The organism is uncultured Bifidobacterium sp. (assembly GCF_945269915.1).
Lineage (GTDB): Bacteria > Actinomycetota > Actinomycetes > Actinomycetales > Bifidobacteriaceae > Bombiscardovia > Bombiscardovia indica.
In genome coordinates, this window is record NZ_CALYOY010000006.1 from 16,541 (window position 1) to 32,712 (window position 16,172).

12 protein-coding genes are annotated in these 16,172 nt (G+C 61.9%); 5 read left to right on the top strand and 7 right to left on the bottom strand.

Annotation, left to right across the window (positions count from 1 at the left end):
• Nucleotides 1-59: 59 nt before the first annotated feature.
• Nucleotides 60-1,217, top strand: a complete 1,158-nt coding sequence (gene glf / locus Q0K62_RS01955) for a UDP-galactopyranose mutase (RefSeq protein WP_297316306.1) — start codon at nucleotides 60-62, stop codon at nucleotides 1,215-1,217.
• Between the two features lie 268 nt (nucleotides 1,218-1,485).
• On the opposite strand, the gene Q0K62_RS01960 is transcribed toward glf, so the two are convergent.
• Nucleotides 1,486-2,628, bottom strand: a complete 1,143-nt coding sequence (locus Q0K62_RS01960) for an inositol-3-phosphate synthase (protein WP_297316307.1) — start codon at nucleotides 2,626-2,628, stop codon at nucleotides 1,486-1,488.
• 319 nt (nucleotides 2,629-2,947) lie between these two features.
• Here Q0K62_RS01960 and Q0K62_RS01965 point away from each other — a divergent pair, with 319 nt between their 5' ends.
• Nucleotides 2,948-5,158 (top strand): transglycosylase domain-containing protein, encoded by a 2,211-nt coding sequence (locus tag Q0K62_RS01965; protein WP_297316308.1) that lies wholly within the window; start codon nucleotides 2,948-2,950, stop codon nucleotides 5,156-5,158.
• 198 nt (nucleotides 5,159-5,356) lie between these two features.
• Here the strand turns inward: Q0K62_RS01965 and leuA are convergent, their stop codons facing one another.
• Nucleotides 5,357-7,267, bottom strand: coding sequence for a 2-isopropylmalate synthase (gene leuA / locus Q0K62_RS01970; protein ID WP_297316309.1), 1,911 nt, complete (start codon nucleotides 7,265-7,267; stop codon nucleotides 5,357-5,359).
• Between the two features lie 192 nt (nucleotides 7,268-7,459).
• Nucleotides 7,460-8,080 carry a DUF5701 family protein gene (locus Q0K62_RS01975; RefSeq protein WP_297316310.1) on the bottom strand — a complete coding sequence of 207 codons (621 nt, stop codon included), beginning with the start codon at nucleotides 8,078-8,080 and terminating at the stop codon, nucleotides 7,460-7,462.
• Between the two features lie 126 nt (nucleotides 8,081-8,206).
• Here Q0K62_RS01975 and Q0K62_RS01980 point away from each other — a divergent pair, with 126 nt between their 5' ends.
• Nucleotides 8,207-8,710, top strand: a complete 504-nt coding sequence (locus Q0K62_RS01980; RefSeq protein ID WP_297316311.1) for a TetR/AcrR family transcriptional regulator — start codon at nucleotides 8,207-8,209, stop codon at nucleotides 8,708-8,710.
• Between the two features lie 276 nt (nucleotides 8,711-8,986).
• Nucleotides 8,987-9,244 carry a hypothetical protein gene (locus Q0K62_RS01985; RefSeq protein WP_297316312.1) on the top strand — a complete coding sequence of 86 codons (258 nt, stop codon included), beginning with the start codon at nucleotides 8,987-8,989 and terminating at the stop codon, nucleotides 9,242-9,244.
• A 1,034-nt stretch (nucleotides 9,245-10,278) separates the two neighbouring features.
• Here Q0K62_RS01985 and Q0K62_RS01990 read toward each other — a convergent pair.
• The 4 genes from Q0K62_RS01990 to Q0K62_RS02005 all read right to left on the bottom strand — a co-directional run bounded on the left by Q0K62_RS01990 (nucleotide 10,279) and on the right by Q0K62_RS02005 (nucleotide 14,721).
• The gene (locus Q0K62_RS01990; RefSeq protein ID WP_297316313.1) at nucleotides 10,279-11,640 is read right to left on the bottom strand and encodes an MFS transporter; all 1,362 of its coding nucleotides are present in this window, start codon (nucleotides 11,638-11,640) and stop codon (nucleotides 10,279-10,281) included.
• A gap of 125 nt (nucleotides 11,641-11,765) precedes the next feature.
• The gene (locus Q0K62_RS01995) at nucleotides 11,766-12,722 is read right to left on the bottom strand and encodes a sugar kinase (protein ID WP_297316314.1); all 957 of its coding nucleotides are present in this window, start codon (nucleotides 12,720-12,722) and stop codon (nucleotides 11,766-11,768) included.
• A gap of 314 nt (nucleotides 12,723-13,036) precedes the next feature.
• Complete coding sequence (locus Q0K62_RS02000) at nucleotides 13,037-13,726, bottom strand: 3-keto-L-gulonate-6-phosphate decarboxylase UlaD (protein ID WP_297316315.1); 690 nt, start codon at nucleotides 13,724-13,726, stop codon at nucleotides 13,037-13,039.
• A gap of 5 nt (nucleotides 13,727-13,731) precedes the next feature.
• A complete protein-coding gene (locus tag Q0K62_RS02005) occupies nucleotides 13,732-14,721 on the bottom strand; it encodes a hypothetical protein (protein ID WP_297316316.1) in 990 nt (329 codons plus the stop codon).
• A gap of 245 nt (nucleotides 14,722-14,966) precedes the next feature.
• Between Q0K62_RS02005 and Q0K62_RS02010 the strand changes: the two genes are divergently transcribed.
• Complete coding sequence (locus Q0K62_RS02010; RefSeq protein ID WP_297316317.1) at nucleotides 14,967-15,992, top strand: sugar-binding domain-containing protein; 1,026 nt, start codon at nucleotides 14,967-14,969, stop codon at nucleotides 15,990-15,992.
• Nucleotides 15,993-16,172: the final 180 nt, after the last annotated feature.

The window sequence follows — 16,172 nt, forward strand, 5'->3', positions numbered from 1 at the left end:
ATGGACTCAGCCAGGAAACGGGGATCCCGCGGGATCACACGAGCAGAAGAAGTCAAAGCGTGGATGCAGATCTGATTATCGTCGGAGCCGGACTCTTCGGTCTGACCGTGGCCCAGCAGGCCGTCGAGCATACCGGGGCACGGGTGCAGATCATCGACGTCCGCAATCACATCGGCGGCAACGCATACTCCTATATGGATGAGGAGACCGGGGCCGAGATCCACAAGTACGGAGCTCACCTCTTCCACACCTCCAACAGGAAGGTTTGGGAATATGTGAACCGCTTCACGGAGTTCACCGACTACACCCACCGTGTCTACACCACCCACGACGGGGAGGTCTACCCACTGCCCATCAACCTGGGCACCATCAACCAGTTCTTCCATGCCCACTACACCCCCCAGGAGGCCCGCGATCTGATCCGCGACCAGGCCGGGGAGCTGGCCGGGACCGACCCGGCCGACCTGAACGACCAGGGCATCTCCCTGATCGGCCGCCCTCTCTATGAGGCCTTCATCAAGAACTACACGGCCAAGCAGTGGCAGACCGACCCCTCCCAGCTGCCCGCATCGATCATCAAGCGTCTCCCCGTACGGTTCAACTATGACAACCACTACTTCAAGGACACCTGGGAGGGACTGCCCAAGAACGGATATACCGCCTGGTTCGAGCGGATGATCGACAATCCCCGCATCCAGGTGAGTCTGGGAGTGGATTTCTTCGATGCCTCCCAACCCTGGAACCGAGACGCCCTGGCGGGCAGGGTCCCCGTGGTCTACACCGGTCCGGTCGACCGTTACTTCGACTATGGCCTGGGCGAACTCAAGTGGCGTACGGTCGACTTCAAGGAACGCCGCTATGACGAGGATGACCACTTCGGCTGCCCGGTCATGAACTTCTCCGACCCGGATGTTCCTTACACCCGGGCCATCGAGTTCAAGAACTTCAACCCGGAGCGCCATGACCGGCAGAGTCATGAACGCACCGTGGTCTGGGAGGAATACAGCCGTTTCGCCGGCAAGGGCGACGACCCCTACTACCCCATCAACACGGCCGGTGACCGGTCTCTCTACGCCCGCTACAAGGATCTCGCCGGGAAGGAACCCCAAGTGGTCTTCGGCGGTCGTCTGGGCACCTATGCCTACTACGACATGCATCAGGTCATCAATTCGGCCCTGGACTCCTGGGAGAAGAGGATTCAGCCCCTGATCGGCTGAACCATCTGAATTCGGGAACACAACGTTTCCTGTTGAACGCCAACAGGATGGAGAGCACTGAGCCCCCTGCCGAACCAAAGGATCCCAGGACCCGAAACAGCCAAGCCGCGAGATCCATAACCCCGACACCAGCCAGGGCATAAGAATGGCCGTCCACCCGCTATGGGTGACCGGCCATTCCCATGAATTCAACCGTCTGCGACCAAGATGCTCCAGACGGAACCCCCTTGGGGCGGGCCAGGAACTCAGACGGGCATGAGCTCAGGACTCAGGCGTGCCAGACATCCTTGCCGTTGTCCTTGGCGGCCTTGACGTCGGCATTGAGGGCATCCTCGTCGCCTTCCACCTTGCCGGCGATGTAGTCCTCAACCAGCTGGCGGGCTTCGTTGTCCTCATGCTGCACGGCAGGGGACTTCATGAAGTAGGAGCTGGGGGCCAGGATCGGGCCGGCCAGGTGACGGTCCAGGGCGATCTTGGCGGCGCGCACCGCGTCGATGACGATACCGGCCGAGTTCGGGGAATCCCAGACCTCAAGACGGTACTCCAGATTCAGCGGCACATCACCGAAGGTGGTGCCCTCAAGCCGGACGAAGGCCAGCTTGCGGTCATCCAGCCAGGCCACATAATCCGAGGGGCCGATGTGGACGTTGTGCTCATCCATCTCGTGGGGGACGATCGAGGTGACGGCGCGGGTCTTGGAGACCTTCTTGGACTCCAGGCGGGAGCGCTGCAGCATGTTCATGAAGTCCATGTTGCCACCCACGTTCAGCTGGTAGGTGCGGTCCAGACGGACGCCGCGGTCCTCGAAGAGGCGGGCCATGACGCGGTGGGTGATGGTGGCGCCCACCTGGCTCTTGATGTCGTCGCCCACGATCGGCAGACCGGCGTCACGGAATTTCTGGGCCCACTCCGGGTCGGAGGCGATGAAGACGGGCAGGCAGTTGACGAAGGCGCATCCGGCCTTGATCGCCGCTGCTGCATAGGCCTTGTCGGCCTGCTCGGAACCTACGGGCAGGTAGGAGACCAGAACGTCGACCTTCTTGTCGCGCAGCACCTGGGCCACGTCGACGGGTTCGGCGTCGGACTCCTTGATCATCTTGCTGTAGTACTCGCCCAGACCGTCACCGGTGGGTCCACGCAGGACCTCGACACCCAGGTTGGGCACATCGCTGAACTTGTAGGTGTTGTTCTGGGAGGCGAAGATGGCCTCGCTCAGATCCTTGCCCACCTTGAGTGAATCCACATCGAAGGCGGTCACAAATTCGACATCACGGATACGATACCCACCAAAATTGGCATGCATAATGCCGGGGATCTTGTCATCATCCTTGGCGTCCCGGTAATATTCGACTCCCTGTACCAGCGAGGAAGCGCAGTTGCCCACGCCCGCTATAGCTACACGGATGCTCATACAAACTCCTCTGATTAACTGAGTTATTCCAACATAAGCATACCTGTTCCCAGCGAGTTGCCGGGAACGGGAGGGAAAAGTCGTCCCAAGCGGGCGGCAGGACCGAATACCGCTTCATGACTTGGCATCAAGGGTGTCCCCTGTGTTCATGATTACCCGAATCACTCCATATATTTGTGTACAGGATATATACATACCTGCCGCTTCCCGCCCGGCAAGAGGCCTGCGAATGAACTGCGAGGGGCAAAAACGTACGGGAATGATGGACGTTCAGCCTTGGGTCGAACAGTTTTCAAGGTGGGTGGTTAGCGTGGTTGTCATGGCCAAACAGACTCGTTCAGTCAGCTCGGCAGCGGGAGGCAGACGTTCCGCCTCCTCCCCCCGGCCGGTGCGGCAGACCACCAAAACCAGGGGCAGGAAGAACAACAGGACCCCCTCACATCGCATGGGCAGGAGGGCGAACCAGGGCAGTCACCGCAAGCAGCCCAAGAAGAGGCGGCATCTCCTGCTCAAGTGGACACTGGGCATCCTGGGGACCCTGCTGGTCGCCGCCATAGGCTGTTTCGCCTACCTCTATCTGACCACCGAAATCGTTCCGCCCGAAAAGCAGGCCCTGGCCCAGAAGACCACGGTCTACTACGCCGATGGCACTACCCCGATCGGCACCTACGCAGACCAGGACAGGGAGATCATCGACTGCTCGGTCCTGCCCAAGTACGTGGGCAATGCGGTCGTCGCCTCCGAGAACCGCTCCTTCTACAAGGACAGCGGCATCGACCTGAGGGGAATCGGACGCGCCCTGCTCAACAACGTGACCAAGGGGACCCGGCAGGGTGGCTCAACCATCACCCAGCAGTACGCCGAACGCTACTACCTGGGCGAAACCACCTCCTACCGGGGGAAGTTGCGCGAGGCCATCCTGGCTCTGAAGATCTCGCAGACCGAGAGCAAGGAAACCGTTCTGTGCAACTACATGAACACCATCTACTTCGGGCGGGGGGCCTACGGAATCCAGGCGGCGGCCCAGAACTACTACGGCAAGAACGCCAAGGACCTGACCATGCCCGAGTCGGCCATGCTGGCCGGCATCATCCCGGCTCCGACCACCTGGGACCCCGCGGTCAGCCCCAAACAGGCCGAATCCAGGTTCCACCGGGTCCTGGGGATCATGGAGGAGGAACACTACATCAGCCACGCGGACAACGTCAAGGCCGCCATGCCCCAGACCATCAACTACTCCCCCCAGAACGTCTATCAGGGGCCGAACGGGTACCTCCTGAGAATGGTCCGCAACGAGCTGGCGGCCGGGAAGAAGGCCCCCTTCACCCCGGATGACCTGGACACCGGCGGGTACAGGATCGTCACGACCATCCAGAAGGACAAGCAGGATCTGATGTTCCAGGTGGCCAGCCCCTCCGCGGGAGGGAAGAACCTCCCTCCGACCCTGCAGACCGGCGGCCTCTCGGTCAGCCCCCAGGACGGATCCATCATCGCCCTCTATGCGGGTGACGACTACCTGACCCACCAGCTCAACAACGTGGACCAGGCCACCTTCCAGGTGGGCTCGACCATGAAGGCCTACACCCTCCTGGGGGCCATCCAGGACGGGGTCAGCCTCAACACCGTCTTCAACGGCAACTCCCCCAGAACCTTCTCCAGCGTGGGCAAGTCCGTCGCCAATGCAGGCCAGGTGAGCTACGGGTACATCAACCTCTATTCCGCCTTCGCCAACTCGGTCAACACGGTCTTCATGGACCTGGGGGAGCACGTGACCTCCCAGAAGACGGCGCAGCTGGCCCACACGGCCGGCATCACCGGGAAGATCGACGACACGACCACCTTCGACACCCTGGGTCTGGATGCCCTGACCGTGTACGACGCCACCCAGGGATACGCCACCCTGGCCAACGGGGGAAAGAGGCCCGAGCTGCATCTGGTGGCCCAGGTCAAGGACTCCAAGGACCGGGAGCTCTATACGGCCACGATCAAGGGCGACCAGGTCTTCAACCCCGACCAGGTGGCCCTCCTCCAGAAGGCCATGACCTCCACGGTCCAATACGGCACCGGCTCCTATGCCCGGTCCCTGGGACGGCCCATCGCGGGCAAGACCGGAACGGCCAATGACGAGACGGCCATCTCCTTCATCGGGTTCACCCCCTCGGTCCTGACCACCTTCGCCGTCTGGAACCAGGGCGCGGACGGAAGCGCCCAAAAGGTCCCCGAGGTCTACCAGGACCAGTTCTACCCGGTCCGCCTTTTCACCCAGTACATGAAGGGGGCCCTGGGCGACAGTCCGGTCGAGAGGTTCCCCGCCGCCGTCGACAAGGGCAAGATCGGTGGCCCGGATGGCACTTGGGGTACCGGCGGCGTGCGCAACTACACACCACGGAACTACCAGACCGTGCCCTCCCAGGAGCCTCAACAGGAATCCAGGAGGGATGAGAGCAACTCCACCGGTGGCGGCAACGGCAATGGCGGAGAAACCCCACAGAGTAACCCGACCGAATCCACGGGCGGCAACAACCGGTAAATCCCCACGCACAAAGGGCCGGCGGTCAGCCAGGACGGGACAGCAGCCGGGCGCTACCTGAGTGGCAAACCGCATCAATCGACGGCACCAGTCAGGAGCGAACAAAACGGTCCGAACAAGTAGAAATACAGAAGAAGGCCGTCCCCGTCGCATGCCGACGGGGACGGCCTTTCATGGTATCTCGATCGGATGCTCCCGTCAGATCCGTTCGAAGCGGTTGATGGCCGAGATGATGGCCTTGAGGGAGCTGGTCGAAATCGACGAATCGATACCGACACCCCAAATCACCCTCGCCTCAGCAGGTTCGCCCACCTTGCACTCCACGTAGGAGGCGGCCAGGGCGTCCGACCCGGCGGTCATGGCATGCTCGGCATAGTCCTGGACCGAAACGGTCAGATCCAGCGACTTGAGGGCATCCAGGAAGGCAGCTATGGGACCGTTGCCGCGGCCCTCGATACGGCGTTTGCACTCCTCGTCCTGGGGGCCCAGCCCCTTGTCCAGCACGGTCGCTTCCAGCACAGTGTCCGACCCGTCCTCGCCGGAAGTGACCGAGACACCCAGAAGCTTGAGGCGGCCCCACTGGTTCAGGGTCTCGTCGTCCTTGTCGGCCATGGACTCCCCGTCGGCCACGCCGCCACCCTCTTCGACAGGCAGGTACTCGTCCTTGAAGAGTCGCCAGATATCGGCATCCTTGACCTCGTGCTTGGTCTTGTCGGCGTAGGCCTGGACCAGCTTCTCGAACTCCACCTGGAGTCGCTTGGGCAGGTCCAGGTGGTGATTGGCCTTGAGCAGGTATGCCATCCCGCCCTTGCCGGACTGTGAGTTGACACGGATGATCGCCTCGTAGCTGCCGCCGACGTCCTTGGGGTCGATGGGCAGGTAGGGCACCAGCCAGAGGTAGTCCTCCGTGTTGGCGTTATCGCGCAGGGCAGCCTGCTGACGGGCATCCAGCCCCTTCTTGATGGCATCCTGGTGGGAACCGGAGAAGGCCGTGAAGACGAAGTTGCCGGCATAGGGATGCCGTTCGGAGATCTTGATCTGGTTGCAGTACTCCACGGTTCTGCGGATGTTGGGCATATCGGAGAAGTCCAGCTGGGGGTCGATGCCCTGAACCAGCATGTTCAGCCCAACCGTGCAGATGTCAACGTTTCCGGTACGCTCCCCGTTGCCCAGGAGGCACCCCTCGACCCGGTCGGCCCCGGCCAGGAGGCTCAGCTCGGTGGCGGCCACGGCCATGCCCTCGTCGTTGTGGGGGTGGAGGGAGAGGACCACGGAATCGCGGTCCTTCAGGTTGTTGGAGATGTACTCCACCTCGTCGGCGAAGACGTTGGGGGTGGTCATCTCGACCGTGTTGGGCAGGTTGATGATCATCGGATGCTCTGGAGTGGGCCTGATTACGTCGATGACCGCGTTGCAGACCTCCAAGGAGTACTCGGGCTCGGCCCCGGAGAAGGATTCGGGCGAGTACTCATAGTAGAGGTCGGTTCCCTCGGCATCCTCCTCCAGGGACTTGCAGAGCCCGGCCGCATCGGTGGCCAGCTTCTTGACGGCTGCCTTGTCCTTATGGAAGACCACTTCGCGCTGGAGCACGGAGACCGAGTTGTAGAAGTGGACCACGGCCCGCTTGGCCCCCAGCAGGGCCTCGTAGGTGCGCCTGATCAGATGCTCCCTGGCCTGGGTCAGGACCACGATGGTCACGTCGTCGGGAATCAGCTCACGCTCGATCAGGAGGCGGATGAAGTCATAATCGGTCTCGGAGGCCGAGGGGAAGCCCACCTCGATCTCCTTGAACCCCATGGAGATCAGGAGGTTCCAGAAACGTAGCTTACGTTCCGAATCCATCGGGTCCACCAGGGCCTGGTTGCCGTCACGCAGGTCGACCGAACACCAGCGCGGGGCCCTCTGCAGGGTCTTCTCGGGCCAGGTGCGCTGCGGATAGTCGAAGGGCACCTGCTTCTTGTAAGCCACATACTTGTCGTAGGGCATGGGGCTGGGCTTCTGCGGCGAGCCGACGAACCGGCGGGGAGGCAGCAACAGATCGTTGTTACCTCCATTGGACGATGCAGCCTGGGCCGCAAGATCGAATACGGACGTATGATCCTGATCCATCACTCCTCCTTCTGTATTGATTGGTGTGGGCCGTTTCCTTGCGGCGAACACCGTCCCCGCACCATCGTGGACGCCGTTGACACAGCCTTCACGTTTTGCAGGGCGAGATTCACCTCGTACACAAATATAACCATCGATTGCCGGAAAACATGGCCGGCGGTCACCCGACGAACGTTGATCCGGGGATTTCCCTCACCGGAAGAGGGAGATGCCGCGACGGCCCAGGCAGTATGCGTTGCCCAGCCAGGTGTGGCGGGAATTGGGCCAGACCGAGCCCAGGCGGGGTGCCGTCTGGCTCATCCAGATGCTGGGGACGCGACCGTCGGCGCTGTGCGAGCCAAGAAGGTTGAACCCGTTCTTGACGGCCAGCCAGTCGGGGTGTTGGGTGGCGACGGCCAGGCCCTCCTCCAGGGTGAGGGGCAGACGGTCATCCGAGTCGATGAGCTTGCGGGCGACATCCGGTTCCCTGTTGACATAGCAGGTGCCCGTATGAGGCTCCAAGACGATATAGAAAGGCCCCTCAGGGGGCTCGAACCCGTTCTGGGGCAGGAAGCTGGCGATGTCACGCGGGGGCATGGTGGTAAAACCGGCCATCCGGTTGATGCTGGTACGGGCGATCAGGGACTCGGGGCTGACCAGCTCCCGGGTCGGTATGAGCAGTATCTGATCACCCAGCTCGGTTCCTTCCAGGGCCGAGATAAGAGGCTGGGCCAGGGATCTGAAGGCGGAGGCGCTCACATCAGCCACGTCTGGATACCCCAGGGCCACAATCCGGTCCAGTTGCCGCCGTGCCTCGTCAGATGATTTGGTCATGCCACCAAGTGTAGGGCCACCCGGCAATCTGACCGCTATCCGGGACTTTTGCCCGTCTGAACAATGTGCCAGCCCGTCATCAATAACAGACCGACAACCGGCTTTCGAGTGAAGAACGGGAATTGCATGCAGGAGGGCACCGATCGGCGCGAGGCCAAGGCAAAACCAACCCTGTCACGGATTCTGGAAGCAGCCAGGAGCCTCTTCATGTCACAGGGATATGGCGAGACCTCCATGCAGGACATCCCCGACCGGTCGGGAGTCTCCGAGGGGTTCTTCCACCACCACTTCCCCTCCAAGCAACCCTGCAGGACCTGGTCTGAACCCAGGAGAACCATACGCCGAACGCCCTGCAGGCCTGGGCATGCAGGAACCCGACAACCCCGGGAGAAGGTCACCGGATGGCTGCGCCAGGTCCCCACCTCCCCAGACATGACCAGCCTGATCTCGTCACGGTGCGGCCGAAAAGGCACCGTTCGCATTGCTCTTCACTCTCCACTCGATCAAGGGGCGCCTCTCCGGGCAACTTGCCTCGATGCCGCAAACCGGTCGGCAAAACGACGAATTCAAATGCCCCGACCCGGCCCATACGACTTAGGACCGTCTCATCCTGCCGGACATCTGGCTTGACCCCTCATCTCGGGAACCGATTCACGGAGCAGGCTGCCAGGATGGATTGGATCATGCGCCTCCTGGAGGTCTGTCAGGCCCCGGTGATCGACCCGATCCTGGTCGATGAAACCAGAGCCCGGCTGAAGGTCGAGGGGACACAACCATGAACCGCCATTCGAGGTATGGCACAGATGGCAACCCCGGGGGTCCGCTCCGCCAACCCCTCGGCATAGGAGGACAGACCCTGGGGGCAAAGCCATCGAACATCACCAACCCTGCAGTGGCAGGGTGCTCATGGTCAACCTGCCCTTCGCCGGTCACCCCAACCCCACACTGGGACCCGCCAAAGACCCGGTCGGGCAGGGGCGCGAGGCGGATTCCATCAATGCCCCCGATTGGCAAGAGCGCATCGGAACGACAGGCGCGGGCTTTTCCGCCTACAACCGCATGCGGCATGACCGCCCCCCCCCCAATCGGCCCCTGTGGGAAATCTTTTCATGGTCGGCCGCCTACCAGACCGCCCGAGGGATGGCACCGGCCTATGACGCCTGATCCACGAAATGTTCTTCCTGCCCGGCGCGGCCCTGGCGGCCGAGGCGGGGATACCCTCCCACCGCCTTTCTCCGCCTTTGCCCTCAACTCCATGATCCTGAGGGAACCGGGCGAAACCGGAGGGCCATACATGACCTCCGTCTTCAAGCATCCCGCCCTGTGTCGATCAGTGGGGGCTTGCTCAGGCGACGATCCCATCCCGCCCACGACGACATCGGTGCGAAGCTCTGGCTTACCAGCCTCGGAGGAACCATGCCTATACGGTCCGCCCCATGCAACCCCACCAGAAGACGTCTCCCGAGCAGGGCTACCACCCTGTCGAACCAGCCGCCTGCCTGCAAGGGACCAGTGGTGTGGCGAGGATGACGAGGAGGAAGACGGACAATGACGGTTATGAGGAATGCGGGGGGTATCAGGAGTGGCATGTCCCTCCATGAGAAGAAAACCACTGACCTGCGTGTCCCCGGAGAACCAGCCGGGGGTCGGGGCGGGAATACCACGCCAGCTGACGGAGGCTCCGGCCAATCTGGACGTTTCGGTCCTGGTGCCCACCCTGGACATACCACCTGGCCGACTGGGAGTCATCCCCTCCAACGTAGCGACCCGACCCTCTTTGCCGCAATCCGGTACGGGAACAGGCCAACCTCTTCATCACCCACGGCGGAATGAACAGCGTCAACGAAGCCCTGTCCTGCGCGGTCCCCTGGTGGTCGTCCCCGTCGGCAACGACCAGCCCACGGCGGCTGGACAGGTGAACAGACCCGGGTGCGGGAAGGTTCTGGACAGGCGAATCCGAGCGTGACAGACATCGGCGAGACCGTCGGAACCATTCTTGCCGATCACAGCTACCGCCCATCCGGACGAAAGGTTGTCGGTCCTGGAAAGAAGCACCGGAAAGAATGGACAGACCGCGGAGAAAACCTGTCCGGTCTGGGCAAAGACAGGCCCGCCCCCAAACGAACCTGATGGAAACGGGCAGGACCGCCCCCCTCCCCGAGGACGACCCTGCCCGCGTTTCCGTACGGAATACCCGATCAGAGGCTTTCCAGATCCTTGCCCTTGGTCTCCTGGGCGAAGAGATAGACCACGGCACCGATGACCAGGCAGACACCGAAGAAGGTGAAGGCCGTGGTGACCACGCCGATGTTGATGTGCTGGGAGACATAATCCCCACCGACCAGGAGGCCCATGAAGATCGGGCCGACGATTTTTGCAGTGGCCCCGATGCCGTATCCCAGACCCAGACCGGTCGAGCGTACATCGTTGGGGAACTGCTCACCGCCGAAGGCGTTCAGGATGCCGAATACGCCATCGGCGAAGGTCATGATGACCAGGACGGCGATGTAGAACTGCCAGCCCGAATTGTGAAAGAAGGCGGCGTAGAAGCAGCCGAGGGCACCGATGATGCCGAAGGAGAACATCGTCCAGCGTCGGCCGATGACATCAGCCAACCAGGCCGAACCGAACCGGCCGATGCAGTCGGCCACCGAGACGCCCATGAAGAGGTATGCCACCATCTTGGTCGAGAATCCGAAGGCATCCTTCATCAGGGTCTGGCCCCAGGACTGAATGGCAAAGGAACCCAAAATGAAGCAGAAAGAGCCAACGGAGATGATGATCAGTGGCTTCAGATGCCTGGAGAAGAGCAGACGGTAGCTGGCCTTCTGCTCCTGCTCGACCTTGGGCAGGTCCCCGACCTGATTGGCCGGCAGCTCCAGGGCCCAACCCAGGGCCTTGCGGGCGTCATCATCACGGCCGACGCTCTGATAGAACCTGGGGGATTCGGGCACCATGGCCAGCCAGAAGAGCAGAAGGACCGGGATGGCGCCCAGGGCCACCAGGACGCGCCAGTTCTCGCCAATCACACTCTGGGCGACCGAACCCAGGAGGAGACCCAGGGGGATGAAGACCGAAGCCAGGCCGGAGAGCATGCCGCGCTGCTTGGAGGGCACGAACTCCTGGACATATGGGATGGAGACGATGTTGAGACCGCCTACGCCGATGCCCACGCCCACGCGCAGGATGGCCAGGAGGACCCAGGCACCGTCGGGCAGGAAGACCGACAGGGCCGTGAACACGACGAAGCAGAGCACACACCACTGGAAGGCGTGCTTACGACCGAACCGATCGGCCAGGCGCCCCCATACGATGGAGCCCATGACCGTGCCCAGACCGGAGCAGGCCAGGATGATGCCCGCCGATACACCGGTCAGATGCCAGGCCGAGGTCAGGATGGAGACCACGAATCCGATCAGGAACATGTCGAAGAACTCGGATATGTTGCCGGCTATGGCCAGGCCGATGATGCTTTTCTGATGCCCGGTCAGGGGGCGGGTGTCGATCTGCTCGTAAGCGGTCAGACCTCCCTGGCTTGTTCGGGCTTGTGTATCGCTCATATTGAAATCCCTTTCATGGATATGTCGATAAACGGGTTTCCCAGCAGGCCGACCCGCCCTTGATTCCACCGGGGATCAGGGCAGGGCAGGCCGTGCATACACCTATGAAGAGCCGTTTACGGCTTTCAGCGGTTGATGTCCTCGCCCAGGGGAATGTCCAACTCGTGGGCACGGATGCGGGTCAGGTCGCCCATGTGGGTCAGGGCATATTCGGCCGCACGCTGGCCCCAGCGCACGCCGCACTCCACATCATCGGAGAGGAACCCGTGCAGGGTGGCAGCCACGAAGGAGTCACCTGCACCCGGGCGGTCGACCACGGGGACCGTGGTGGTCGTGTACTTCTTGATCCCCTTGGCGGTACGCAAGTAGGGGCCGTCCAGATGGTTGGTGGAGACGATGTAGTCGTTGCCGAAACGCTGATAGAGCTGCTCGCAGACCTTCTCGCCACTTCCCTCGATCCCAAAGACGCTTTTGGCGTCCTTGATGGAGCAGAAGAGGATACGGGCCTTCTCGGCGATGGGCTCCAGGACACGTCTGGCCTGCTCGCCCGTCCAGAGTTTGCTGCGGAAGTTCACGTCCAGGGCGATATCGATGCCTCGGCTGAAGGCCTGGTCGGCCGCATAGGTAACAACCTCGGCCGTGGTATCCGTCAGGGCGGCGGTGATGCCGGTCAGGAAGACCAGGCGGGTGTCCAAGATCCTGTCCCAGTCGTATTCGTTCACCCCGGTGGATCTGAATGGGGTGTACTCCCGGTCGTAGATCACATTGGCCGGCATCGGCGGTTCGCCCGGCTCCATGAAGTAGAGGGCGATCCGGCTGGCCGGCTTGCGGACCATGGTGCTCAGGTCCACGCCCACCGAGCGGTACTCGCTCAGCACGTACTCGCCCAGGTCACCCTCGGGCAGTGAGGAGGTCCAGAGGGTCTTGCGCTGCAACTGGGCCAGGACACCGGCCACGTTGGCCTCCGAACAGGCGGGATTCATCAGAACGGAACGCGCATTCATCAGACGCTCGCCCCTCCTGACCGTAAGTCTGATCTGACCTTCGCCAATCGTTGAAAGGTCATAGGTATGCTCTGCCATCGATATTCCTTAGTCTGTTTCACTCAGACCGTACCGGGACTGCCATGTCCCTCTCCGGTCCACTTTCCCTGTTCGATTCGTCTTGTGCGAATCCGGTCCGGGTCGGACCACCTGCGATCGGGGTCCTCCCATTCAGTGCCTGTGCTTGGTTCGGTCATCGTCCCGACGGGGCCTGGCTGCTCCGGCAGGAGAGCGGCCCACACCGAACATCCGGCCTGGTCCCGTCTGGTCCGGAACCGGCCATCCGCAGGGTGCGCGTTTGCTCCTGTGCAAGGGGCATCACCACCACGGACGACCGGAATCCCATGGGGTCGTCAGGACCAGACCCTGTCGATCGTATCGCGCAATTCGGTGGCCGCCGCCAGCGGATCATCCGCCTTGACTATGCCACGACCGGAGATGACCACACCGACAGGGACACCCTTGAAGAAGGGGAGATCCTTGGCGGTGACGCCGCCGGTGACCGTGACCTTGAAGCCCATATCATGCAGTTCGCGGATGCGCTCCTTGTCGTTCTCGCCCCAGGTCAGGGTTCCGGCCGCCTCGGCATCCCGGGAGCGGTGGACGATGACCTGGGTGGCACCAAGTTCACGCCACTGCCTGGCCTGATCGGGATCATACCGCTCGCCGAGCTCGATCTGCACCTCGCCGTCGAACTCCTGGGCGACCTTGACGACCTGGCCCACCGTGGTCATGCTGGCCCCGGCCACGACCGAGACCCAGTTGGCCCCGGCCTCGAAGCAGGCCCTGGAGATGACGGCCCCGGCCTCGGCGATACGCACATCGGCCAGGATGGTCTTCTGAGGGTAGAGCGCTCGAATCTCGCGGACGGCTTTCAAACCCTCAGCGATGATCAGGACGGTCCCGCACTCAATTACATCAATCTTGCTGATGGCCGCGTTCAAGGGCTTCAGGGCCGAGGGCATGTCGAAGGTGTCCAAGGCAATCTGCAGCTGGGGACGTTCCAGAGCGCCCCTGGCTCCCGACCGGTTCTCCTGCGCCATGGCGATCAGGCCTCCTTACGGAAGGCGAAGAAGGTGCGTGCGTTGCCGATCAGCAGCTTGTCGACATAGGCGGGATCGAAGCCCTCGGCAATCATGCGGGGACCATCCACGGCGGGGTTGTAGTCGACACCGCTGACCGAACCGTAGACCTTCTGGTAGGAGCGCTTTCCGGAATCGGTGCCCAGAAGGATCCGGTCCTCGAAACCATCTTCCTTGAAAGCCTTGAGCTCCATGATCCTGTTGGAATCGGGCTGGTATTTGATGCGGTTGGTACCGTCGATCTCCAGATAGACGCCCAGGTCAAGGATCTGCTCCAGATAGTAAACGTCTGCATTGCGCTGGATATGGCCGATGGCGATCTGGTTGGCGGGGACACCCAGATCGATCAGGGTCTGGGCCTGCTCCAGGCCGCAGGTGCCATAAGTGGTGTGGGTGTTGATCGGGGCACCGGTCTCGATGGCGGCCTTGGCCGCGGCCTCCATGCACTTGTGTTCGAAGGGGGTGATCTTGCCATAGGCGGTGCCGATCTTGATGACGCCGGCCTTGTAGGGGCTGCGGTCCACCAGGGGACCGGTGTAGTCATTACGGTCGATGCCCTCGGTGATGTCGGCGATGACCAGGTCAGCGATCTGGTCCACACTGTAGCGGTTGATCCAGTGGGACTGGGTCTCCAGGTAGACATGCTCGCGATGGAAACCGGTGGCGCCGATCACCTGCAAGTGGTCGACGGAACGGGCCACTTCGACCAGCTTCTCGATGTCACGTCCGCAGTTGATCGGGCACATGTCGACCACGGTGCCGCCTTGGTCGCTCCAGTTCAGGGAGGCCTTGGCGAAGTAGCCCGCCTCGGTCTCGGCCTTCTCCACCGAATCCAGCTGATGGTCCCCATCCAGGTAGACCTCTCCCGCCCCGACGCGAATCAGGTGGTCATGGCTGTTGACGACACCCAGGGTCTTGGGGTCCACATCTCCGAGAATTGTCCTTGCAAATGCCATTCGAACTCCTTTGTTTGCTCTGCGATTGTCATGCACCGCATCCTGCTATCCAGTGGCATCGGTGCCTTCCCTACAAAATCAACGATAGTGACCGGTCCAGCCCAAAAGCAACCAACTAGATGCACATATGATTACTGCTATTGCTACACTACGGAAGTGTCGATAAAAAAATCGCCTAATTCTTTGCCTTTTCATTCACTTAGTTTCGTATTGTTTCTCCCGTAGTCGTTTGATAAGATGTACATATGTTCAATGATGTACAGTTGATGACCTCCGCGCAGGCGCGTGACCGGGTCCAGCTCCTCCTGGAAATCGCCCGCATGTACTACGAGGACCACATGCTCCAGTCCCAGATCGCAGCCAAGGTGGGATACTCGCGTCCCTCCATCTCGCGGATGCTCAAGGAGGCCGAGGACCAGGGCCTGGTCTCCGTCACCATCAGGGACCCCCTGGAACGTTTACAGGGCCTTGAAGCAGAGCTGATACACCGGTTCAACCTTCACTATGCCAGGGTTTCGGAACCCCCGCAGGGATGCACCGGCTACGATGTGGTGCCCCGCAGCGCGGCTTCCCTCCTGGTGGAGCACACCCGACCCGACTCCCTGGTCACGGTATCCAATGGCAATGCGGTGGCCTATACGGTCCGCGAGGTTCCGCCGCAGAACTGGGCCAAGACCAATGTGGCTCAGATGATCGGCTCCCTCTCACCCACCAACCCCATGACGGATTCACCAGAAATCTGCCGGATGCTGGCACAACGACTGGGGGGCAGCTATACCACCCTGCCCGTGCCCATGATCCTCTCCTCCAAGTCCGTCGCCAAGGCCATGCTCAAAGAGAAGCAGATCGCCGACACACTGACCCTGGGCGGCCATGCGGACGTGGCCGTGGTAGGGGTCGGATCCGTGGAGGAGGGGCGATCCGGACACATCTTCCATGATTATGAAGACGCCGACCTGATTCGGCAGGTCACCTCCCTCAAGGCGGTCGGGCACATCTGCGGCCACCATATCGACGCCCAGGGCAACCACATCCGCACCAGCCTGTGCGAGCGGACCATATCTATCGATTTCGACCGGCTCAGGCGCATCCCCCTGGTCATCGGCGTGGCCTGGGGACACCAGAAAGTGCCCGGAATCCTGGCCTGCCTCAGGGCCGGACTGATTTCCGCCCTGGCCACCGACCGGGAGACCGCCGAAGGGATTCTGAGTCTGGACGACGAACAGACCACAGGCAAGGGACAGAAACGACGTGGCGCTGAATCGGGATGAGGGCATCCGTAGAGGTCCAGGTCTCGAATTCCGGCATGACCCACTGGGAACCTCTGGAGTCCTGACCCTCCTGCCAGCTGATTCTTATCTTCACGAACGCTCTTGGACGGAATCGGATCAAGGCGGACCCCAGGCGGCAAACCCCACCGGCACGGTATCGTCCGGATCCGGTCCCCGGGT

Coding starts and splice junctions, on each gene's coding strand:
- Q0K62_RS01960 (WP_297316307.1), bottom strand. CDS start 2,628: ATGAGCATCCGTGTAGCTATAGCGGGCGTGGGCAACTGCGCTTCCTCG.
- Q0K62_RS02010 (WP_297316317.1), top strand. CDS start 14,967: ATGTTCAATGATGTACAGTTGATGACCTCCGCGCAGGCGCGTGACCGG.
- leuA (WP_297316309.1), bottom strand. CDS start 7,267: ATGGATCAGGATCATACGTCCGTATTCGATCTTGCGGCCCAGGCTGCA.
- Q0K62_RS01965 (WP_297316308.1), top strand. CDS start 2,948: ATGGCCAAACAGACTCGTTCAGTCAGCTCGGCAGCGGGAGGCAGACGT.
- Q0K62_RS01990 (WP_297316313.1), bottom strand. CDS start 11,640: ATGAGCGATACACAAGCCCGAACAAGCCAGGGAGGTCTGACCGCTTAC.
- Q0K62_RS01995 (WP_297316314.1), bottom strand. CDS start 12,722: ATGGCAGAGCATACCTATGACCTTTCAACGATTGGCGAAGGTCAGATC.
- Q0K62_RS01975 (WP_297316310.1), bottom strand. CDS start 8,080: ATGACCAAATCATCTGACGAGGCACGGCGGCAACTGGACCGGATTGTG.
- Q0K62_RS01985 (WP_297316312.1), top strand. CDS start 8,987: ATGGTCAACCTGCCCTTCGCCGGTCACCCCAACCCCACACTGGGACCC.
- Q0K62_RS02000 (WP_297316315.1), bottom strand. CDS start 13,726: ATGGCGCAGGAGAACCGGTCGGGAGCCAGGGGCGCTCTGGAACGTCCC.
- Q0K62_RS02005 (WP_297316316.1), bottom strand. CDS start 14,721: ATGGCATTTGCAAGGACAATTCTCGGAGATGTGGACCCCAAGACCCTG.
- Q0K62_RS01980 (WP_297316311.1), top strand. CDS start 8,207: ATGCAGGAGGGCACCGATCGGCGCGAGGCCAAGGCAAAACCAACCCTG.